20 protein-coding genes and 4 pseudogenes are annotated in these 18,615 nt (G+C 57.7%); 19 read left to right on the plus strand and 5 right to left on the minus strand.

Annotated features, from left to right (window positions below; genetic code table 11):
* Positions 1-256 precede the first annotated feature (256 nt).
* From rpsL to ACFQAU_RS09975, 8 genes and pseudogenes are all read left to right on the plus strand, one after another.
* Complete coding sequence (gene rpsL / locus ACFQAU_RS09940; RefSeq protein ID WP_007118826.1) at positions 257-628, plus strand: 30S ribosomal protein S12; 372 nt, start codon at positions 257-259, stop codon at positions 626-628.
* Positions 629-715: 87 nt separating this feature from the next.
* Positions 716-1,186, plus strand: a complete 471-nt coding sequence (gene rpsG / locus ACFQAU_RS09945) for a 30S ribosomal protein S7 (protein ID WP_007118827.1) — start codon at positions 716-718, stop codon at positions 1,184-1,186.
* Between the two features lie 65 nt (positions 1,187-1,251).
* Complete coding sequence (gene fusA / locus ACFQAU_RS09950; protein WP_120351871.1) at positions 1,252-3,378, plus strand: elongation factor G; 2,127 nt, start codon at positions 1,252-1,254, stop codon at positions 3,376-3,378.
* An 86-nt stretch (positions 3,379-3,464) separates the two neighbouring features.
* Positions 3,465-4,640, plus strand: coding sequence for an elongation factor Tu (tuf, locus tag ACFQAU_RS09955; RefSeq protein WP_132446964.1), 1,176 nt, complete (start codon positions 3,465-3,467; stop codon positions 4,638-4,640).
* A gap of 379 nt (positions 4,641-5,019) precedes the next feature.
* Positions 5,020-5,339, plus strand: a pseudogene (gene rpsJ, locus ACFQAU_RS09960) (30S ribosomal protein S10).
* 17 nt (positions 5,340-5,356) lie between these two features.
* Positions 5,357-6,234, plus strand: a pseudogene (gene rplC, locus ACFQAU_RS09965) (50S ribosomal protein L3).
* The gene (gene rplD / locus ACFQAU_RS09970) at positions 6,231-6,848 is read left to right on the plus strand and encodes a 50S ribosomal protein L4 (RefSeq protein ID WP_067622160.1); all 618 of its coding nucleotides are present in this window, start codon (positions 6,231-6,233) and stop codon (positions 6,846-6,848) included. Before rplC ends, rplD begins: the two are co-directional and overlap by 4 nt.
* Positions 6,845-7,141 carry a 50S ribosomal protein L23 gene (locus ACFQAU_RS09975; protein ID WP_007118833.1) on the plus strand — a complete coding sequence of 99 codons (297 nt, stop codon included), beginning with the start codon at positions 6,845-6,847 and terminating at the stop codon, positions 7,139-7,141. Before rplD ends, ACFQAU_RS09975 begins: the two co-directional genes overlap by 4 nt.
* 34 nt (positions 7,142-7,175) lie before the next feature.
* On the opposite strand, the gene ACFQAU_RS09980 is transcribed toward ACFQAU_RS09975, so the two are convergent.
* Complete coding sequence (locus tag ACFQAU_RS09980) at positions 7,176-7,601, minus strand: DUF1801 domain-containing protein (RefSeq protein ID WP_120351870.1); 426 nt, start codon at positions 7,599-7,601, stop codon at positions 7,176-7,178.
* 173 nt (positions 7,602-7,774) lie between these two features.
* Between ACFQAU_RS09980 and ACFQAU_RS09985 the strand changes: the two genes are divergently transcribed.
* From ACFQAU_RS09985 to rplP, 9 genes and pseudogenes are all read left to right on the plus strand, one after another.
* Positions 7,775-8,806, plus strand: coding sequence for a fatty acid desaturase family protein (locus ACFQAU_RS09985; protein ID WP_120351869.1), 1,032 nt, complete (start codon positions 7,775-7,777; stop codon positions 8,804-8,806).
* Positions 8,807-9,046: 240 nt separating this feature from the next.
* A complete protein-coding gene (locus ACFQAU_RS09990; RefSeq protein ID WP_132446962.1) occupies positions 9,047-10,195 on the plus strand; it encodes a PRC-barrel domain-containing protein in 1,149 nt (382 codons plus the stop codon).
* Positions 10,196-10,397: 202 nt separating this feature from the next.
* The gene (istA, locus tag ACFQAU_RS09995; protein WP_132447149.1) at positions 10,398-11,927 is read left to right on the plus strand and encodes an IS21 family transposase; all 1,530 of its coding nucleotides are present in this window, start codon (positions 10,398-10,400) and stop codon (positions 11,925-11,927) included.
* The gene (gene istB, locus ACFQAU_RS10000) at positions 11,917-12,708 is read left to right on the plus strand and encodes an IS21-like element helper ATPase IstB (RefSeq protein ID WP_386279912.1); all 792 of its coding nucleotides are present in this window, start codon (positions 11,917-11,919) and stop codon (positions 12,706-12,708) included. Before istA ends, istB begins: the two co-directional genes overlap by 11 nt.
* Positions 12,709-13,013: 305 nt before the next feature.
* Positions 13,014-13,855: pseudogene (gene rplB, locus ACFQAU_RS10005) on the plus strand (50S ribosomal protein L2).
* Between the two features lie 3 nt (positions 13,856-13,858).
* On the plus strand, positions 13,859-14,137 hold the full coding sequence (rpsS, locus tag ACFQAU_RS10010) for a 30S ribosomal protein S19 (RefSeq protein ID WP_007118838.1): 279 nt from the start codon (positions 13,859-13,861) through the stop codon (positions 14,135-14,137).
* 3 nt (positions 14,138-14,140) lie between these two features.
* Positions 14,141-14,521: a 50S ribosomal protein L22 gene (gene rplV / locus ACFQAU_RS10015; RefSeq protein ID WP_067267968.1), complete on the plus strand. Its 381-nt coding sequence runs from the start codon at positions 14,141-14,143 to the stop codon at positions 14,519-14,521.
* The gene (rpsC, locus tag ACFQAU_RS10020; protein ID WP_067936359.1) at positions 14,521-15,228 is read left to right on the plus strand and encodes a 30S ribosomal protein S3; all 708 of its coding nucleotides are present in this window, start codon (positions 14,521-14,523) and stop codon (positions 15,226-15,228) included. The genes rplV and rpsC overlap by 1 nt, the downstream gene beginning before the upstream one ends.
* A gap of 13 nt (positions 15,229-15,241) precedes the next feature.
* The gene (gene rplP, locus ACFQAU_RS10025; protein WP_007118841.1) at positions 15,242-15,655 is read left to right on the plus strand and encodes a 50S ribosomal protein L16; all 414 of its coding nucleotides are present in this window, start codon (positions 15,242-15,244) and stop codon (positions 15,653-15,655) included.
* Between the two features lie 84 nt (positions 15,656-15,739).
* Here rplP and ACFQAU_RS10030 read toward each other — a convergent pair whose 3' ends face one another.
* Both ACFQAU_RS10030 and ACFQAU_RS10035 read right to left on the minus strand, forming a co-directional pair.
* The gene (locus ACFQAU_RS10030) at positions 15,740-16,105 is read right to left on the minus strand and encodes a hypothetical protein (RefSeq protein ID WP_386281994.1); all 366 of its coding nucleotides are present in this window, start codon (positions 16,103-16,105) and stop codon (positions 15,740-15,742) included.
* An 80-nt stretch (positions 16,106-16,185) separates the two neighbouring features.
* A complete protein-coding gene (locus tag ACFQAU_RS10035) occupies positions 16,186-16,671 on the minus strand; it encodes a DUF2806 domain-containing protein (protein ID WP_386281997.1) in 486 nt (161 codons plus the stop codon).
* A gap of 132 nt (positions 16,672-16,803) precedes the next feature.
* Here ACFQAU_RS10035 and ACFQAU_RS10040 point away from each other — a divergent pair, with 132 nt between their 5' ends.
* Complete coding sequence (locus tag ACFQAU_RS10040; protein WP_132444193.1) at positions 16,804-17,004, plus strand: hypothetical protein; 201 nt, start codon at positions 16,804-16,806, stop codon at positions 17,002-17,004.
* Between the two features lie 15 nt (positions 17,005-17,019).
* Here ACFQAU_RS10040 and ACFQAU_RS10045 read toward each other — a convergent pair whose 3' ends face one another.
* Complete coding sequence (locus ACFQAU_RS10045) at positions 17,020-17,529, minus strand: hemerythrin domain-containing protein (RefSeq protein WP_386282001.1); 510 nt, start codon at positions 17,527-17,529, stop codon at positions 17,020-17,022.
* Between the two features lie 77 nt (positions 17,530-17,606).
* Complete coding sequence (locus ACFQAU_RS10050; RefSeq protein ID WP_132444195.1) at positions 17,607-18,227, minus strand: TIGR02466 family protein; 621 nt, start codon at positions 18,225-18,227, stop codon at positions 17,607-17,609.
* 183 nt (positions 18,228-18,410) lie between these two features.
* Here ACFQAU_RS10050 and rpmC point away from each other — a divergent pair.
* Positions 18,411-18,613: pseudogene (rpmC, locus tag ACFQAU_RS10055) on the plus strand (50S ribosomal protein L29).
* Positions 18,614-18,615 lie beyond the last annotated feature (2 nt).

Here is an 18,615-nt window from a genome sequence, read left to right on the forward strand (position 1 = left end):
GTTGACAGCCCCCGCGCAACGTCCTATACGCCCGCTATCTCGGAGGTGGAGGCCGCTCTGCCAATCCGAACTCATAACTCAAGTGGTCACGATCCGGCCTACTACTGGCCCGATCCTCTGTTAACCCACCGCGTCGTTTTCCTCGGTACGGGAACGTTGCGGTCATTTTGCTTTGTGGACGCATGAAGTAACCGAAATTAGCCGCATGGGGGATCCCCCGTGTACAAAATCTGAGCGATACGGGGATATATCCGGAATGCCAACGATCCAACAGCTGATCCGCAAGCCGCGGCAGCCGAAAGTCAAACGTTCGAAATCCATGCACCTGCAGGAGTGCCCGCAAAAGCGTGGCGTCTGCACACGGGTTTACACAACAACACCCAAGAAGCCGAACTCGGCCATGCGTAAGGTTGCCAAAGTGCGCCTGACCAATGGTTTCGAAGTCATCTCCTACATCCCGGGTGAGAGCCACAACCTTCAGGAACACTCTGTGGTTCTGATCCGCGGCGGTCGTGTAAAAGACCTTCCCGGTGTGCGTTACCACATTCTGCGCGGTGTTCTCGATACCCAAGGTGTCAAGGACCGGAAGCAGCGCCGCTCCAAGTACGGCGCGAAGCGTCCGAAGTAATCTCGCAGTGGTGGGGCATGCCCCCACCAATCCATCCGATGTTGGGTGGGGCATGGCCCCACCACCCGCCAAGAGGAAGACACTGACATGTCACGCCGCCACGCCGCTGAAAAACGCGAAGTCCTGCCAGACGCCAAATACGGCGATCTGGTTCTCACCAAATTCATGAACAACCTGATGATCGACGGCAAAAAATCTGTCGCCGAGCGTATCGTCTACAACGCGATGACCCGCGTCGAAGACAAGATCAAGCGCGCCCCGATCGAAGTGTTCCACGAAGCACTTGAAAACATCCAGCCGTCCGTCGAAGTCCGTTCGCGTCGCGTTGGTGGTGCCACCTATCAGGTGCCAGTCGAAGTGCGCCCCGAGCGCCGTCAGGCGCTGGCGATCCGCTGGTTGATCAAAGCCGCGCGCGCCCGCAACGAAAACACCATGGAAGAGCGTCTTGCAGGCGAACTGATGGACGCTGTCCAGTCCCGTGGTACTGCCGTTAAAAAGCGCGAAGATACGCACAAGATGGCCGACGCCAACAAAGCGTTCAGCCACTACCGCTGGTAATTTCAACGTCGCGCCCGGTTTCGGGCGCGATCTGTTCGTACTGATATTTTCGAGGAAGCAGCCCCATGGCACGCGACTATCCGCTCCAACGCTACCGCAACTTCGGCATCATGGCTCACATCGATGCCGGCAAAACCACATGTTCCGAACGCATCCTGTTCTACACCGGCAAAAGCCACAACATCGGTGAGGTGCATGACGGCGCCGCAACGATGGACTGGATGGAGCAAGAGCAGGAACGCGGGATCACCATTACATCCGCCGCGACCACCACGTTCTGGCAGCGCCAGGAAGAGCCCACAGCCGATGCGACATCTGACACCAAGTTCCGGATGAACATCATCGACACCCCCGGCCACGTTGACTTCACCATCGAAGTTGAGCGTTCGCTGGCCGTTCTCGACGGCGCGGTTGCCGTTCTTGACGCCAACGCCGGTGTTGAGCCGCAGACCGAAACCGTGTGGCGTCAGGCTGACCGCTACAAGGTGCCGCGCATCGTGTTCGTCAACAAGATGGACAAAATCGGCGCTGACTTCTTCAACTGCGTGAAGATGATCAAAGACCGTACAGGTGCCACACCTGCTCCGATCCAGATCCCAATTGGCGCCGAGAACGAGCTTGAAGGTCTCGTTGACCTCGTCACAATGAAGGAATGGGTCTGGTCCGGTGAAGATCTGGGTGCCGGCTGGGAACAGCGCGAGATCCGTGACAGCCTGAAAGAGTCCGCTGATGAATGGCGTGCCAAGCTCATCGAGACCGCGGTCGAGATGGACGATGAGGCGATGGAAAACTACCTGATGGACGGCGCCGAGCCGGACGTCGACACCCTGCGCGCGCTGATCCGTAAGGGCACTCTGGCGATCAAATTCATCCCTGTTCTTTGCGGCTCTGCCTTCAAGAACAAGGGTGTTCAGCCGCTGCTTAACGCCGTGATCGACTATCTGCCCAGCCCGCTGGACGTTGTCGATTACATGGGCTTCAAGCCGGGCGATGAGACAGAAACACGTAACATCCCGCGTCGTGCGGATGATGACATGGCGTTCTCTGGCCTTGCGTTCAAAATCATGAACGACCCCTTTGTTGGCTCGCTGACTTTCACCCGCGTTTATTCGGGCGTGCTCAAGAAGGGCGATACCCTCTTGAACTCGACCAAAGGTAAGAAAGAGCGCGTCGGTCGTATGATGATGATGCACTCGATCAACCGCGAAGAGATCGAAGAAGCCTTTGCGGGTGACATCATCGCGCTTGCCGGTCTGAAAGACACCACCACAGGTGACACGCTTTGTGCTGCCAATGATCCGGTGGTTCTGGAAACCATGACCTTCCCCGATCCGGTCATCGAGATCGCGGTTGAGCCAAAGACCAAGGCCGACCAAGAGAAAATGTCTGCAGGTCTGGCCCGTTTGGCCGCCGAAGACCCCTCTTTCCGCGTCGAAACCGATCTGGAATCCGGTCAGACCATCATGAAGGGCATGGGCGAACTTCACCTCGACATTCTGGTGGACCGTCTGAAGCGCGAATTCAAAGTTGAAGCGAACATCGGTGCACCGCAGGTGGCATACCGTGAGACGATCAGCCGCGAAGCCGAGATCACCTACACCCACAAGAAACAGTCGGGTGGTTCGGGTCAGTTCGGTGAAGTTAAGATGATCCTGATGCCGACCGAGCCGGGCGAAGGTTACTCCTTTGAGAGCCGCATCGTCGGTGGTGCCATTCCCAAGGAATACATCCCGGGCGTGGAAAAGGGTATCAAATCGGTTCTGGACTCCGGTCCGCTGGCGGGCTTCCCGGTCATCGACTTCAAGGTTGCTCTGATCGACGGTAAGTTCCACGACGTTGACTCCAGCGTTCTGGCCTTCGAAATCGCCGCCCGTATGGGTATGCGCGAAGGCATGAAGAAAGCTGGCGCAAAGCTGCTGGAACCGATCATGAAGGTCGAAGTTGTGACACCGGAAGAGTACACCGGTGGCATCATCGGTGACCTGACATCCCGTCGGGGTCAGGTGCAGGGTCAAGACACGCGCGGCAACGCCATCGCGATCGACGCCTTCGTGCCGCTGGCCAACATGTTCGGCTACATCAACACTCTGCGTTCGATGTCTTCCGGTCGTGCGAACTTCACCATGCAGTTCGACCACTACGAGCCTGTGCCGCAGAACATCTCCGACGAGATTCAGGCCAAATTTGCATAACCGGGATGGCGGGGTGAACCCCGCCCTACCCAATCTGTAGGGTGGGTTTTTAAGCCCACCACCCAACATCTAAAGGAGCCAACACCATGGCAAAGGCAAAGTTTGAACGTAACAAGCCACACGTCAACATCGGCACAATCGGCCACGTTGACCACGGTAAAACCACGCTGACCGCGGCGATCACCAAATACTTCGGTGACTTCCAAGCGTACGACCAGATCGACGGCGCGCCCGAAGAAAAGGCCCGCGGCATCACCATCTCGACCGCGCACGTTGAGTATGAGACCGAAGCACGTCACTACGCCCACGTCGACTGCCCCGGCCACGCTGACTATGTGAAAAACATGATCACCGGTGCCGCTCAGATGGACGGCGCGATCTTGGTTGTGAACGCCGCCGATGGCCCAATGCCCCAGACTCGTGAGCACATCCTGCTCGGCCGTCAGGTTGGCATCCCCGCCATGGTCGTCTTCATGAACAAAGTTGACCAGGTCGACGACGACGAGCTGCTTGAGCTGGTTGAGATGGAAATCCGCGAGCTGCTGTCTTCCTACGACTACCCCGGCGACGACATCCCCGTTGTGCCCGGTTCCGCTCTGGCAGCCATGGAAGGCCGTGATGAGGCCATCGGCGAAAACGCGATCCGCAAGCTGATGGAAGAAGTCGACAACTACATCCCGACACCAGAGCGTGCGGTTGACCAGCCGTTCCTGATGCCCGTCGAAGACGTGTTCTCGATCTCTGGTCGTGGTACCGTTGTGACTGGCCGTGTTGAGCGTGGCGTGATCAACGTTGGCGACGAGATTGAAATCGTCGGCATCCGCGACACCAAGAAAACCACCTGCACCGGTGTGGAAATGTTCCGCAAGCTGCTGGACCGTGGTGAAGCTGGCGACAACATCGGCGCGCTGCTGCGTGGCGTTGAGCGTGACGGCGTTGAGCGCGGTCAGGTTCTCTGCAAGCCCGGTTCCGTGAACCCGCACACCAAGTTCGAAGCCGAAGCCTACATCCTCACCAAAGAGGAAGGTGGCCGTCACACGCCGTTCTTCGCGAACTACCGTCCACAGTTCTACTTCCGTACAACTGACGTGACCGGCACCGTTCAGCTGGCAGAAGGCACCGAGATGGTTATGCCCGGTGACAACGTGTCCTTCGGCGTTGAGCTGATCGCACCGATCGCCATGGAAAACGGTCTGCGCTTCGCGATCCGCGAAGGTGGCCGTACGGTTGGCGCCGGTGTTGTTTCCAAAATCACTGAGTGATTTTGGGCGGGGCCTTCGGGCCTGACGTCTGAGAGATTCGAAAGGCCGCAGCGTTTGCTGCGGCCTTTTGCTTTTGTGGGGGAGGGGGCTTTTGGGGACGCTTCGGTGAAACGGGAAAGCTAAGTGTGGTTTTCGGTGGTGATTGAACGTTGGCGGGGTGCGCTGTCACGCCGTGGCCGGCGTGACTTTGCGCACTGGTTCTAAAAACACGGGGGTTTTTAGAACCCTCTTGCCACCTGTTGCGATTCCCCTATAGGACGCCCATTGAACCGGGGTGCGTTAGACGCGCCCCGTTTGATTTAATACCAAGGCGCGATGAGGGGGCCGGATGAGCCTGCTTCCTCCAATCCGTTAGAATCCCAAAACAAGGGATATGCATATGGCCGTTCAAAGCCAGAACATCCGCATTCGCCTCAAGGCGTTTGACTACCGGGTGCTCGATGCCTCCACTCAGGAAATCGTCAGCACCGCCAAGCGCACAGGCGCTTCGGTTCGCGGTCCCATTCCGCTGCCGAACAAAATCGAGAAATTCACCGTTCTTCGTGGTCCCCACGTTGACAAGAAATCCCGTGACCAGTTCGAAATCCGCACGCACAAGCGTCTGCTGGATATCATTGATCCGACCCCCAGACCGTAGACGCGCTGATGAAGCTCGACCTCGCTGCTGGCGTGGATGTCGAGATCAAGCTGCAATCGTAAGCCGGGAGGGTAATCATATGTTGCGCTCAGGCGTTATTGCAAAAAAGTCGGCATGACCCGGCTGTTCATGGAAGACGGCAAGCAGATTCCTGTGACCGTTCTTCAGTTGGACAAGCTTCAGGTTGTCGCACAGCGCACCGCAGACCGTGACGGCTACACCGCCGTTCAGCTGGGTGCCGGTTCGGCGAAAGCCAAACGCACAAGCCAAGCCATGCGTGGCCATTTCGCAGCTGCGAAAGTGGAACCCAAGCGCAAGGTTGCTGAGTTCCGCGTCGATGCGGACGCGATGCTGGACGTTGGTGAGGAAATCATCGCGGACCATTACTTCGCGGGTCAGTACGTTGACGTTGCAGGCACTTCGATCGGTAAAGGTTTTGCCGGTGCGATGAAGCGTCACAACTTCGGCGGTCTGCGGGCGACACACGGTGTCTCCATCAGCCACCGTTCGCACGGCTCCACAGGCCAGTGTCAGGATCCCGGCAAGGTTTTCAAAGGTAAGAAAATGGCCGGTCACATGGGCGCTGCCCGTGTTACCACGCAGAACCTCGAAGTCGTCAAGACCGACAGTGCGCGTGGCCTGATCATGGTCAAAGGCGCCGTTCCTGGCTCCAAAGGTGGCTGGGTCACCGTCAAGGATGCGGTCAAAAAGCCGTTCCCCGAAGACGCGATTCTGCCCGCCGCTCTGAAATCCGCCGCTGAAGAAGCCGCGAAAGCCGCCGAAGAGGCAGCCGCCGCAGCCGCAGCAGAGGCAGAAGCCGAAGCCAAGCGTTTGGCCGAAGAGCAAGCCGCACAGGAAGCCGAAGCGCTGAAGGCCGCTGAAGCTGAAATCGCAGCTGAAGGTTCGGATGCCGATAATTCCGATGCCGACGCTGACAAGAAAGAAGGTGACGCATGAAACTCGATGTCATCAAACTCGACGGTGGCAAAGCCGGGTCCGTAGACCTGGACGAAGCACTGTTCGGCCTTGAGCCGCGTGCCGACATCCTGCACCGCGTCGTGCGCTGGCAGCGTAACAACGCGCAGCAGGGTACGCACAAGGTCAAGACCCGGTCCGAGACCAGCTACTCGACCAAGAAGATCTATCGCCAAAAAGGCACCGGCGGCGCACGCCACGGTGACCGTAACGCGCCGATCTTCCGTAAGGGTGGTATCTACAAGGGTCCGACCCCGCGTAGCCACGGCCACGAGCTGACCAAAAAGTTCCGCAAGCTGGGCCTGCGCCACGCGCTGTCCGCCAAAGCAAAAGCCGGTTCCTTGGTCATCATCGACGAAGCCACATCCGAAGGCAAAACAGCCGCTCTGGCCAAACAGGTGTCGAACCTGGGCTGGAAGCGCGCGCTGGTCATCGATGGCGCTTCGGTCAACGAGAACTTCGCACAGGCCGCGCGCAACATCGAAGGGCTGGATGTCCTGCCGTCGATGGGCGCAAACGTCTATGACATCCTCAAGCGTGACACTCTGGTGATCACCAAAGCGGGGATCGAAGCATTGGAGGCACGCCTGAAATGAGCGCCAAGCATGAACACTACGACGTGATCCGCAAGCCGATCATCACCGAGAAAGCAACCATGGCGTCCGAACAGAACGCTGTCGTTTTCGAAGTGGCGATCGAAAGCAACAAGCCGATGATCAAAGAGGCCGTTGAGGCGCTCTTTAACGTCAAGGTGAAGGCCGTGAACACGTCCATCACCAAAGGCAAGGTCAAGCGTTTCCGGGGCCAGATGGGCCGCCGTAAAGACGTGAAAAAGGCTTATGTGACGCTCGAAGAGGGCAACACAATCGACGTATCCACCGGGCTGTAAGCTTTCGGTACCGACATTTAGAAAAGGCCTCCGCTCAGCGGGGGCCTTTTTCGTTTCGACGGTGGTAGGTCAGCGCCTGGGCGATCAAAAGGGCCAGGGGCGTATTGGCGACCTCGGTCTCTGCATCAAAGAGGACAGCGCGATTGCCGTCATAGGTGAAGGCATCTCCGAAGACCGCACGGGCGTCTGAAATTATGGTTGTCTGGCAGTGCACGAAGACCGCGTAACCGCCAGACTTTGGCGCCCCAATGCGCAGGGTCGTGCCGGATTTGCTTTCGGATGTGAGATAGGCGGGCTGACCCCATTTCAGGGTTTCATCGATGGGTCCCACATTCTCGGTCGCCGCGACTTCGAAGATGAGGTGCCGTACTTCCAAGAGGCCGGGGCGTACCTTATCTGGAAAGTCGGCGAAGGCGCGGGTTACGGCGTCGGTTTGAAAGGGCAGGTCGGGCAAAGTCATGCGCAAGCGTAGGCGTGGAGACCGATAGGATCAATCACTCGGGGCCAGCAAGGCGACCTATCTCGACAGTTATTTGCCGCGTGAGCGGAAACCCCGCGTTAATACTCAACGGATAAGTTGCTTGCTGCGCGCTTTCCTTTACAAGGCATGAAGCAACGATAAAAAGCAGCTCTATGTCCCACGAAAAATCTACCTCCGGCGCGTCTGCGGACGTGTCGAACGCGCGCGACTGGGTGCGCGTGCTGGCCCGCTACCGCGAGCCAAGCACTTGGCGAAGCAGTTTTGAACTGGCGATCACGCTTGGGCCGTTTGTCCTTCTCTGGGCACTGGCTTGGTGGGCGTTGTCGATCAGTGGCTGGCTGACGCTCGGCATTTCGCTGGTGAATGCAGGCTTCCTGCTGCGCCTCTTTGCGATTCAGCATGACTGCGGCCATGCGGCCTTTTTCAGCAGCCGTCGCACCAGCGATTGGGTGGGCCGCGTCCTGGGGGTGCTGACACTGACGCCCTATGACGTTTGGCGCCGAACCCATTCGATTCACCATTCCTCGGCCGGGAACCTTGGCCGTCGCGGGATTGGCGACATTCACACGCTCACCGTTGCAGAGTATCGCGAGCTTGGGCTGCTTGGGCGGTTGCAGTACCGTCTCTACCGCAATCCGGTCGTGCTTTTTGGTCTTGGGCCGAGCTACCTGTTTTTCGTGCAGAACCGCGTCCCGCTGGGGCTGATGGCGCAAACCCGTTATTGGCTGAGCGCGATGGGCACCAACCTGACGATCCTCGCAGCACTTGCGGTGATCTTCTATTTTGGGGGGATCATGCCCATTCTGCTTATCTTCGTCCCCAGCACCCTGTTGGCGGCCACGGCGGGCATGTGGCTGTTCTATGTGCAGCACCAGTTCGAGACGACCCATTGGGAGGAGAACGAAGCCTGGGATTTGCATGACGCGGCCTTTCACGGCTCGTCGCATTACATCCTGCCCCGGCCCTTGCAGTGGCTGAGTGCCAATATTGGCATTCACCATGTGCACCACCTTTACAGCCGCATCCCGTTCTATCGCCTGCCGGAAGTGCTGCGTGACCATGTGGCCTTGGCCGAGGGGAACCGCATGACCATTCGCGAAAGCCTCGCCAATGCGCGGCTGCATCTGTGGGATGAAAAGAGCAAGCGCCTGTTATCCTTCGCACAGGCGCGCCGCGCCGCTTAAGCCCTAACATATCGCTGATGCAAGACCCCCGCTCCGGCGGGGTTTTTGCGTTTTTAGGGGGAGGCATTACCCATGCGCGATCCCGTCGAGGCCTGCCTCAATCATGTGGCGACCCATAAAAAGTTCCGAAAAAAGGCTATCAATTTTCTTGGAACAGAGCAGAAAGCTGCCGGTTGTCTCACCGTGGAAGACGGGGTGCTGGGCGCCCCAACTATCTTAAACGAATACGGGAGAGACCTAATGATCTATACCAAAACACTCATGGCCGGCGTATCCGCCGTTGCCCTTTTCGCAGCCGCTCCGGTTCTGGCGCAGAACGCGACAGACAAAGTCGAAGAGACCATTGAGCGCAACGCCGAAGCCGAGATGGAAGCAGAAGCTGAAGTCGAAGTTGAAGGTGACGCAGCCGCGACCGCCAATGTGGCCGGCGGCCAAGTGGTTGTCGAGCAGGAAGACGCCGAAGTTGACGTGACCGTGCCCGAGCCCGACGTAAACGTTTCGCAGGACGCCCCCGTGGTAACGGTTGAGCAGGGCCAGCCCGAAGTGACCGTCGCTGTGCCCGAGCCGACTGTTCGCGTGCAGCAGCAGGCGCCGATCATCACCGTTGAGCAGGCACAGCCGCAGGTGACCGTGCGCATCCCTGAGCCGGTCGTGACCGTGCAGGTTCCCAAGCCGCAGGTCGATGTGGAAACAGGTGAGCCAATCGTTGACCTGGAGCAGCCCGAACCCGTCGTGAAATTCGTTCGTCCCGAGCCGAAAGTGACCATCGAAGAAGCCGAGCCGCGCGTGACGGTTGAGCAGGCCGAAGCCAATGTGAACGTGGCTGAATCCGAAGAGGCCCGCGTCGCTGTTGAGCAGGAAGAAGCCAACGTGAACGTGCAGCAGGGTGAAGACGCGAATGTCGTCGTCGAAGAAGCCGAAGCGCCGCAGGTCAACGTTGAAGGTGCCGAAGGCGCCGAGATCAACGTCGAGCAAGAGCAAGCCCGCGTGCTGATGGAAGACTTCAACGCTGACGAGCAAGGCAATATGGCCGAAGAAGACCGCACCCGCTATCAGGAGAACGTGCAGCGTCTGCCGATCTTTAACCTGACCGCCGAAGAACTGACCGGCCGCAGCGTCGCCACCGAAACCGGTGAAGACGTTGGCGAGATCGACTTTATCGGCGTCCGTGGCGACACCGTTGTTGCGATCATCGGCGTTGGCGGTTTCCTTGGGATGGGCGAAAACGAAGTCGCCATTCCGGTTGAGAAGCTGATCATGCGTGAAGACGAAGTGATCGTCCCCGGCGTCACCGAAGAGCGTCTGGAAAGCATGCCGGAATTCAACGAAGCAGAAGTTGAAATCCTTGACCCCGGTATGCGTCTGGCCGAGAGCATTGGCCTTGACTAATACCCGCTTTGGGTAATCGGTAAACCTACGGAAGAAGGCGCTTCGGCGCCTTCTTTTCTTTTGTGCGGGCAGTGGGAGAGGAATTTCGCTGTTGATTGTCACCGAGAACTGACCCGGCAACTGCAGAAATTGTCATTGAGAATTGACCCATGTGTAACCTTGCCCCTGCTTGAATCAGCTGGGAGCTATTGGAGTGTTAGACATGGGATTTCTGAGGATTATTCGGAAATGGGCTCTGCGAGACAAGATGCCCATCCGCGAGATTGCGCGCCGGACAGGGGTGTCTCGCAACACGATCAAGAAGTATCTGCGGACAGGGATAGTTGAGCCCGAGTTCCAAATTTTGGACCGACCGAGCAAGTTAGACCCTTATGCTGAGAAGCTGACAGGCTGGTTGCTGTCTGAGCAGCGTAAATCACGCAAGGAACGGCGAACGGCCAAACAGATGCATGCAGATCTGGTTCAGCTCGGCTTTGATGGTTCATATGAGCGTGTCGCGGCCTTCGTGCGGAACTGGAAGGGCGAACGCCAGCGTGCTCAACATACGACTGACCGGGGTGTTTTCGTGCCCTTGGTCTTTCAGCCGGGCGAGGCGTTCCAATTCGATTGGAGCGAGGACTGGGCCTATGTCGGCGGCGAGCGCCTCAAGCTTCAGGTCGCTCATATCAAGCTGTCGCACAGCCGCGCATTTCTGGTGCGGGCCTATCTACTGCAAACGCATGAGATGCTGTTTGATGCCCACTGGCATGGCTTTCGGGTGTTTGAGGGTGTTCCGGGGCGTGGCGTCTATGACAACATGAAGACAGCCGTTGACCGGATTGGTGTCGGCAAGAAGCGCGATGTAAACGCACGGTTCCTTGCGATGACCAGCCATTATGTCTTTGACCCTGAGTTCTGCAATCCTGCGGCAGGGTGGGAGAAAGGTCAGGTTGAGAAGAATGTGCGCGACGCCCGCCATCGGCTTTGGCAACTCATGCCCGCCTTTCCGGACCTCAATGCGCTGAATGAATGGCTGGAGGAGCGCTGCAAGCTTCTCTGGGCCGAGACACCGCATGGCAGATTGCCTGGCAATATTGCGGATATCTGGGACGCCGAGAAGGCCGCGCTGATGCCACTGCCCACAATGTTTGACGGCTTTGTCGAGCAGAGCAAGCGGGTATCCCCCACTTGTCTGATAGCATTCGACCGTAATCGCTACTCAGTGCCTGCCAGCTTTGCGAACCGCCCTGTCAGTCTCCGCATCTATCCTGAACGGCTGGTCATCGTCGCCGAAGGCCATGTGGTCTGCACGCATGAGCGCATTATTGAACGCTCACACCGTCAGCCAGGGCGCGTTATTTATGACTGGCACCATTATCTGGCGGTGGTTCAACGCAAACCCGGCGCGCTGCGCAACGGGGCGCCCTTCGTTGAGATGCCAGAAGGGTTCCGGAAGCTGCAGGATCATATGTTGCGTAGGCCAGGTGGTGACCGCGAGATGATCGACGTCCTATCCTTGGTCCTCCACCATGACGAACAGGCCGTGCTTTGCGCAGTAGAAATGGCGCTGGAGGCGGGCGTACCAACAAAAACCCATGTCTTGAACCTACTTCACAGGCTGGTGGATGGCGCACCGATAGACCAGCCCGATGTGACCCCGCCTGCGGCCCTTTCTTTGAATAAGGAGCCCGAGGCCAATGTCGCACGATATGACGGGCTACGCACCACGGGAGGAACACGTCATGCGTCATGATCCCGCCGGTGCTGCCATCGTCATCATGATGCGTAGCCTGAAGATGCCAGGCATGGCTCAGGCCGTGCAGGACCTGCATGAGCAGGGATCGCCTGCTTTCGATGCAGCGATCCCCATGTTGTCGCAGCTGCTTAAAGCCGAGATTGCTGAACGTGAGGTGCGTTCCATTGCCTACCACATGAAGGCAGCACGCTTTCCGGCATACAAAGACATCTCTGGCTTCGACTTTGGCGCCAGCGAAGTCCGTGAAGCTTTGGTCCGCCAACTTCACCGATGCGAGTTCATGGACGCGGCTGAGAATGTAGTGCTGATCGGAGGCCCTGGAACGGGAAAATCGCATGTCGCTACCGCCCTCGGCATTCAAGCAATCGAGCATCATCGCAAGCGTGTGCGCTTCTTCTCCACGGTCGAGTTGGTCAATGCGTTGGAGCAGGAAAAGGCCCAAGGCAAGGCAGGAAAGATCGCCGAGGTGCTGGTGAAAGCCGATTTAGTGGTCTTGGATGAGCTGGGATACCTGCCGTTCAGCGCTACGGGTGGCGCGTTGCTGTTCCACCTTCTAAGCAAACTCTACGAGCGCACCAGCGTCGTCATCACAACCAACCTGAGCTTTAGCGAATGGGCCAGCGTGTTCGGTGATGCAAAGATGACCACCGCGCTCCTCGACCGCCTCACACATCGTTGCCACATTCTCGAGACCGGCAATGACAGCTACCGGTTCAAGGCCAGCTCCGCGACAGCCAAACAGAAACGAAAGGAAAAAGCGGCATTGACGCCATCATAACGCAAAGAACATAACAACTGGGTGGGTCAAGTCTCGGTGAAAATGCCGGGTCAGTTCTCGGTGACAATCAACAGAATTTCGCCATGCCCACTGGACGGGCAGAATTGAACCTGCTAGGTCGCCACATCGGCTCAAGCCCCGGATTCGTCCGGGGTTTGGCTATTTGAACGATCCCGGTGGTTGGGATGCCTGCCTCGCAAGAGATTTCAGCCCACCCACCACTCCTACAGGGGACCTTCGGGGCCCTACAACCAACGCGCTTTCATCTCGGTGGATGCGTGCCAAGCAAACGGAAGACAGAGAACATGGCACTCAAGTCGTACAAACCGACGACGCCAGGCCAGCGTGGACTGGTACTGATCGACCGTTCGGAGCTGTGGAAAGGCCGCCCGGTCAAAGCCCTTACTCAGGGTTTGACCAAATCTGGCGGTCGGAACAACACCGGACGAATCACAATGCGTCGTACAGGTGGTGGTGCAAAGCGCCTCTACCGTATCGTTGATTTCAAGCGTAACAAGCTGGACATGTCCGCTGTTGTCGCGCGGATCGAATATGACCCCAACCGGACCGCTTTCATCGCACTGATCCAGTACGAAGACGGCGAGCAGGCTTACATCCTGGCCCCCAGCGTCTGGCCATCGGCGACAAAATCATCGCCGGCGCCAAAGTGGACATCAAACCCGGTAACGCGATGCCTTTCTCGGGCATGCCAATCGGTACGATCGTCCACAACATCGAGATGAAGCCCGGCAAGGGCGGTCAGATCGCACGTGCCGCCGGCACCTACGCCCAGTTCGTGGGTCGTGACGGTGGCTACGCTCAGATTCGTCTGAGCAGCGGCGAGCTGCGTCTCGTGCGTCAGGAATGCATGGCCACCGTTGGTGCTGTGTCTAACCCCGACAACTCCAACCAGAACTACGGTAAAGCGGGCCGCATGCGTCACAAGGGCATCCGTCCTTCTGTACGTGGTGTGGTGATGAACCCGATCGACCACCCGCACGGCGGTGGTGAAGGCCGGACCTCTGGTGGTCGTCACCCGGTTACTCCTTGGGGTAAGCCGACGAAGGGTGCCAAGACCCGCAACAAGAACAAAGCGTCCAGCAAGCTTATCATCCGCTCGCGTCACGCCAAGAAGAAGGGGCGTTAATCAATGGCTCGTTCAGTATGGAAAGGTCCTTTTGTTGACTCTTATGTCCTCAAAAAGGCAGAGGCTTCCCGCGAGGGCGGCCGTAACGAAGTGATCAAGATCTGGTCGCGCCGCAGCACGATCCTGCCCCAGTTCGTGGGTCTGACGTTTGGCGTGTACAACGGTCATAAGCACATCCCTGTTAACGTCAGCGAAGACATGATCGGTCAGAAGTTCGGTGAGTACTCCCCGACTCGGACCTACTACGGTCATGCCGCCGACAAAAAAGCGAAGCGGAAATAAGCCATGAGCAAGGATAAGAATCCCCGCCGCGTGGCAGACAACGAAGCAATGGCAAAACTGCGCATGCTTCGCACAAGCCCGCAGAAACTGAACCTGGTTGCAGCCCTGATCCGTGGCAAGTCCGTGGACAAAGCGTTGACCGATCTGACCTTCTCCAAGAAGCGAGTCGCGCAGGACGTGAAGAAATGCCTTCAGTCCGCGATTGCCAACGCCGAGAACAACCACAACCTGGACGTCGATGAACTCATCGTGGCCGAGGCCTATGTGGGTAAGAACCTGACCATGAAGCGCGGTCGCCCGCGTGCCCGTGGCCGGTTCGGCAAGATCATCAAGCCGTTTGCCGAGATCACGATCAAAGTGCGTCAAGTTGAGGAGCAAGCCTGATGGGTAACAAAGTCAATCCGATCGGTATGCGTCTTCAGGTGAACCGCACCTGGGATAGCCGCTGGTACGCCGACACCAAAGATTACGGTGATCTTCTGCTCGAAGATCTCGCAATCCGCGACTTTATCAAGAAAGAGTGCCACCAGGCCGGTATCGCTCGTGTGATCATCGAACGTCCGCACAAGAAGTGCCGCGTCACGATCCACACAGCACGCCCCGGTGTTATCATTGGCAAGAAAGGCGCGGACATCGAGACGCTGCGCCAGAAGATCGCCAAGATGACCAACTCGGAACTGCACCTCAACATCGTTGAGGTCCGCAAGCCCGAGCTGGACGCACACCTTGTTGGTGAGAGCATTGCACAGCAGCTGGAGCGCCGGGTGTCTTTCCGCCGCGCCATGAAACGTGCCGTGCAGAACGCCATGCGCATGGGCGCACTGGGCATCCGCGTGAATCTCGCGGGTCGTCTTGGTGGGGCCGAAATCGCGCGTACCGAATGGTACCGTGAGGGTCGCGTGCCGCTGCACACATTGCGTGCCGACATCGATTACGCACATGTCGAAGCGGCCACCGCTTACGGCATCATCGGGATCAAGACATGGATCTTCAAAGGCGAGATCATGGAACACGACCCCGCCGCGCGTGACCGTAAGGCACAGGAACTCCAAGACGGCCCAGCACCTCGCGGTGCCGGCGGTCGTCGCTAAGGGGGAATGAGAAATGCTTCAACCAAAGCGTACTAAATTCCGCAAGCAGTTTAAGGGCTCGATCAAGGGTCTGGCAAAGGGCGGGTCTGACCTGAACTTTGGCACCTACGGCCTGAAGGCACTGCAGCCGGAGCGGGTTACAGCCCGTCAAATCGAAGCGGCACGCCGCGCCATGACGCGTCACATGAAGCGTCAGGGCCGTGTCTGGATCCGCATCTTCCCGGACGTACCGGTCACCTCCAAGCCCGTCGAAGTTCGTATGGGTAAAGGTAAAGGTTCCGTCGACTTCTGGGCAGCCAAGGTCAAGCCGGGCCGTATCATGTTCGAAATCGACGGTGTCGGTGAAGACGTGGCACGCGAAGCTCTGCGTCTGGCAGCCATGAAGCTGCCGATCAAAACCCGGGTTGTTGTCCGCGAGGACTGGTAAGCCTGTCACCCTGTCAGGGGTGATTGCGAAGAAATCAGAAACCCCCGCCGAGCGATCGGTGGGGGTTTTTCTATGATATGACAGTTAGAACAGTATTTTCGGCTGTGGCATTATGAGATTTGGTCCATCTTGGTAAATTTCGCCAAACCCAAAATGTTCAGCGCCTTTAGATTTGGCCTGTTCACTTAAAGCGGCGAATTCGAAAGGCGGCTGAACTACCCGGAGCAAATCTCGCCCTGCTCTCGAAAGAAGGCCGACCTTAAAAGCGAGTTCATTGCCCTCGCCTAACTGGACGAAAAAGCCTTCTTCTCCGCGAGTTCTTTGCACCGCTCGCTGGCCATTTTTCGTGGAAAAAGTCAATATTTTGTCCGCCGTCCAGAAGCCCGATTGCTCCAAGTAGGTAATTTCCTTTACGGTCAAATTTGGTTTGATACACTCAAGCAGTGTCATGCCATCGTCTAGGGTGAAGGGGAGAACACGTTGAATGAGATCAGCGACGTCTTTCTCTAGCATGGAAACAAAATGAAGGGTTAATGGTGCCACTGATCGGGGGCTCGCAATTCGCCCGCTAATAGGCGGCCAAACATCGCTTGAAGCTCTTCATCGCTGGCGTCTTCAGCATAACTCTCGAACTTGGACATCCAACTATCCGATGGCGCCTCGTTTTCCTTCTCAGATGGATGAACCTGAAGTTCTTCGATAGCTATTTTCGCTACAGCGTCTTTATTGCGTTGTGTTCGGTAAGCTTTGCTCAGCATACTATTCATTGCCCGCTCAAGAACTTTAGGATCTGTTGAAGCTTCGCAAGCAACTTTTGCGGATAGAATTTCAGAAATTGCGCTACGAGCTTGCGTTTTATCTCGCGTGCCTTGAGCTATGCCCTCCAGCCAAACAGCCGGAATCTCAATTCCCGCACCGATTAAACGGCTTATCGCTTTGCCAGCTGGACCAGCAAGCAGTTGAGGGATTCCACCTTCAATCGCTGCCTTTAAAAAATGTGGTTCACCTTCACCCATTTTACTTCCTCAAAATGCTAAATCTTCAACCGTAAATGTAAAAAACCTATGGAGAAGGTATGTCACTGAAAGGTGGTAGCCAAGTGATATGCGGCAAACTACAAATAGAGGGAACACTGGAGGCCCAGTCCTATGAAGCACGTCCCCAAACCCAATACCGACGAAGACTTGATCCGCGCCTTTCTCGATAAGGGTGGCGAGGTAAAGAAGGGCAAGACCAAGCCGATGCCCAGTGATCTCGGGCTCAGCAACAATCAGTGGGGCAACAAGCTGACCAAGGAAGAGAAGGCAGCGGTCAAAGCGCAGGAAGAGGCGGCGAAGAAGCTAAAATAGCCGCCGGGAGGTGCCTTAGATGTCGACCTGATAGACGCCCAATGCCTCGGCCAAGGCGGTCTCTTCGAATTTGAAATGCGAGCGCACCACTGCGACCAGTTGGTCGAATATCGCGCGGGTTTCGGCGAATTGTTCTGAGCTTGGTGCCTCGGACAATCCGCCCGCCGCCGCGCCCAGCCGTTCGAGAAGCGCGTGAACGACCTCATGTTCGGCCCGCAGCCGGTCCACGATTGCACGTACGGGTTCAGAGCCGCGGGCGTGCAGCTGCGGGAAAATGCTTTGTTCTTCGATATTGTGGTGCATCGTCAACGCCCAGCATTGCTGACCGCAGAGCGTCCCGGCGGCGGCGAAATTCTGGGCCATCTGGCTATGCAGGACGATATGTGCAAGCTCAGCCGGGGGCGCGTCTCCGGCCTCAATACGGGTCATCACCTGAGCGATTTGTGATAGATCGCTGAGGTAGTGACGGTGGATCGCCGCAAGGTGCCGCCCAGCTTGTCGCTGTGCCTCGGTGACGTCGCCCATGTCGGGCAGGGGCGGGCGGGTCTCGGCGTCGATTGTCAGGTCCGACAGGGGAGGGCGCTCACGTCCTCGGCCATCGGTCAGGCCCAGTTGTAGTTGAACGAGACCGAAACGCGGTCTTCTTCGATCATGTTCATCGGCACCTCATGGCGCAGCCAGCTTTCCCACAGCAGCACATCGCCAGCTTCGGGTGCGACATAGATGAAGGGGCGCAGCTCTTCGCGGGTGTCTTTCACCCGGCCCGGCGCGGCCATCATCATCGGCAGGCGCGGATCCTCGAAACGGATTGCGCTGGCGCCTTCGGGCATGGTGACATAGGTCGTGCCAGAGATCACGGAGTGGGGGTGGATATGCGAGGTGTGGATGCCGCCTTCGGGCAGGATGTTCAGCCACAGAGAATCCAGCACCAGCTTGCGATCGCCCAAATCGAAGTCGAGATCCTTGGCAAAGGCGGCCACATGTTTGTCCAGCACCGCGACCAGATCTTTGAAGATCGGAAAGCGGTAGGGCAGGTCGTCGAGCGACGCATAAGAGGTGTAGCCCGCATAGCCGTTCTCTTCGCACCAGTCCTGCCCGGCCTCATCATCCTCGGCGATCGAGAAACAAGAGGCGGCCAGTTCATCGGTGTCGATGGGTTTGCCATGGTCCGACAGGGCGGCGTGATAGAGGCGGGTGGCGAAAAGCGATTTGATGTTTGACATAGGCCCTTCTTATGCGGAACATGTTCCTATCGCCAGCGTCTTTCCCGCCTAATTCACAGGCGCCGGGCCATCGGGGGTTGCCATGTGCGACCTCAGCGCGTATTGGCACCTTTCATCATGAACTCCACCAGAATCATGGTCACCCTGACAGGGGCCTACTGGTGATGTTGAAAGGAAGAGGCCGTGAAAGCCAGCGAACTGCATGACAAGACGCCGGACCAGCTCCGCGACGAACTTGTGAACCTGAAAAAGAATCCTTCAACTTGCGTTTCCAGCAGGCCACCGGCCAGTTGGAAAACCCCGCACGTCTGAAGACTGTTAAGCGTGACGTGGCCCGTGTCCACACCGTGCTGAACCAGAAAGCCGCTGCTGCGGCAGCCGAATAATA

Source organism: Sulfitobacter profundi (assembly GCF_042661425.1).
Lineage (GTDB): Bacteria > Pseudomonadota > Alphaproteobacteria > Rhodobacterales > Rhodobacteraceae > Sulfitobacter > Sulfitobacter profundi.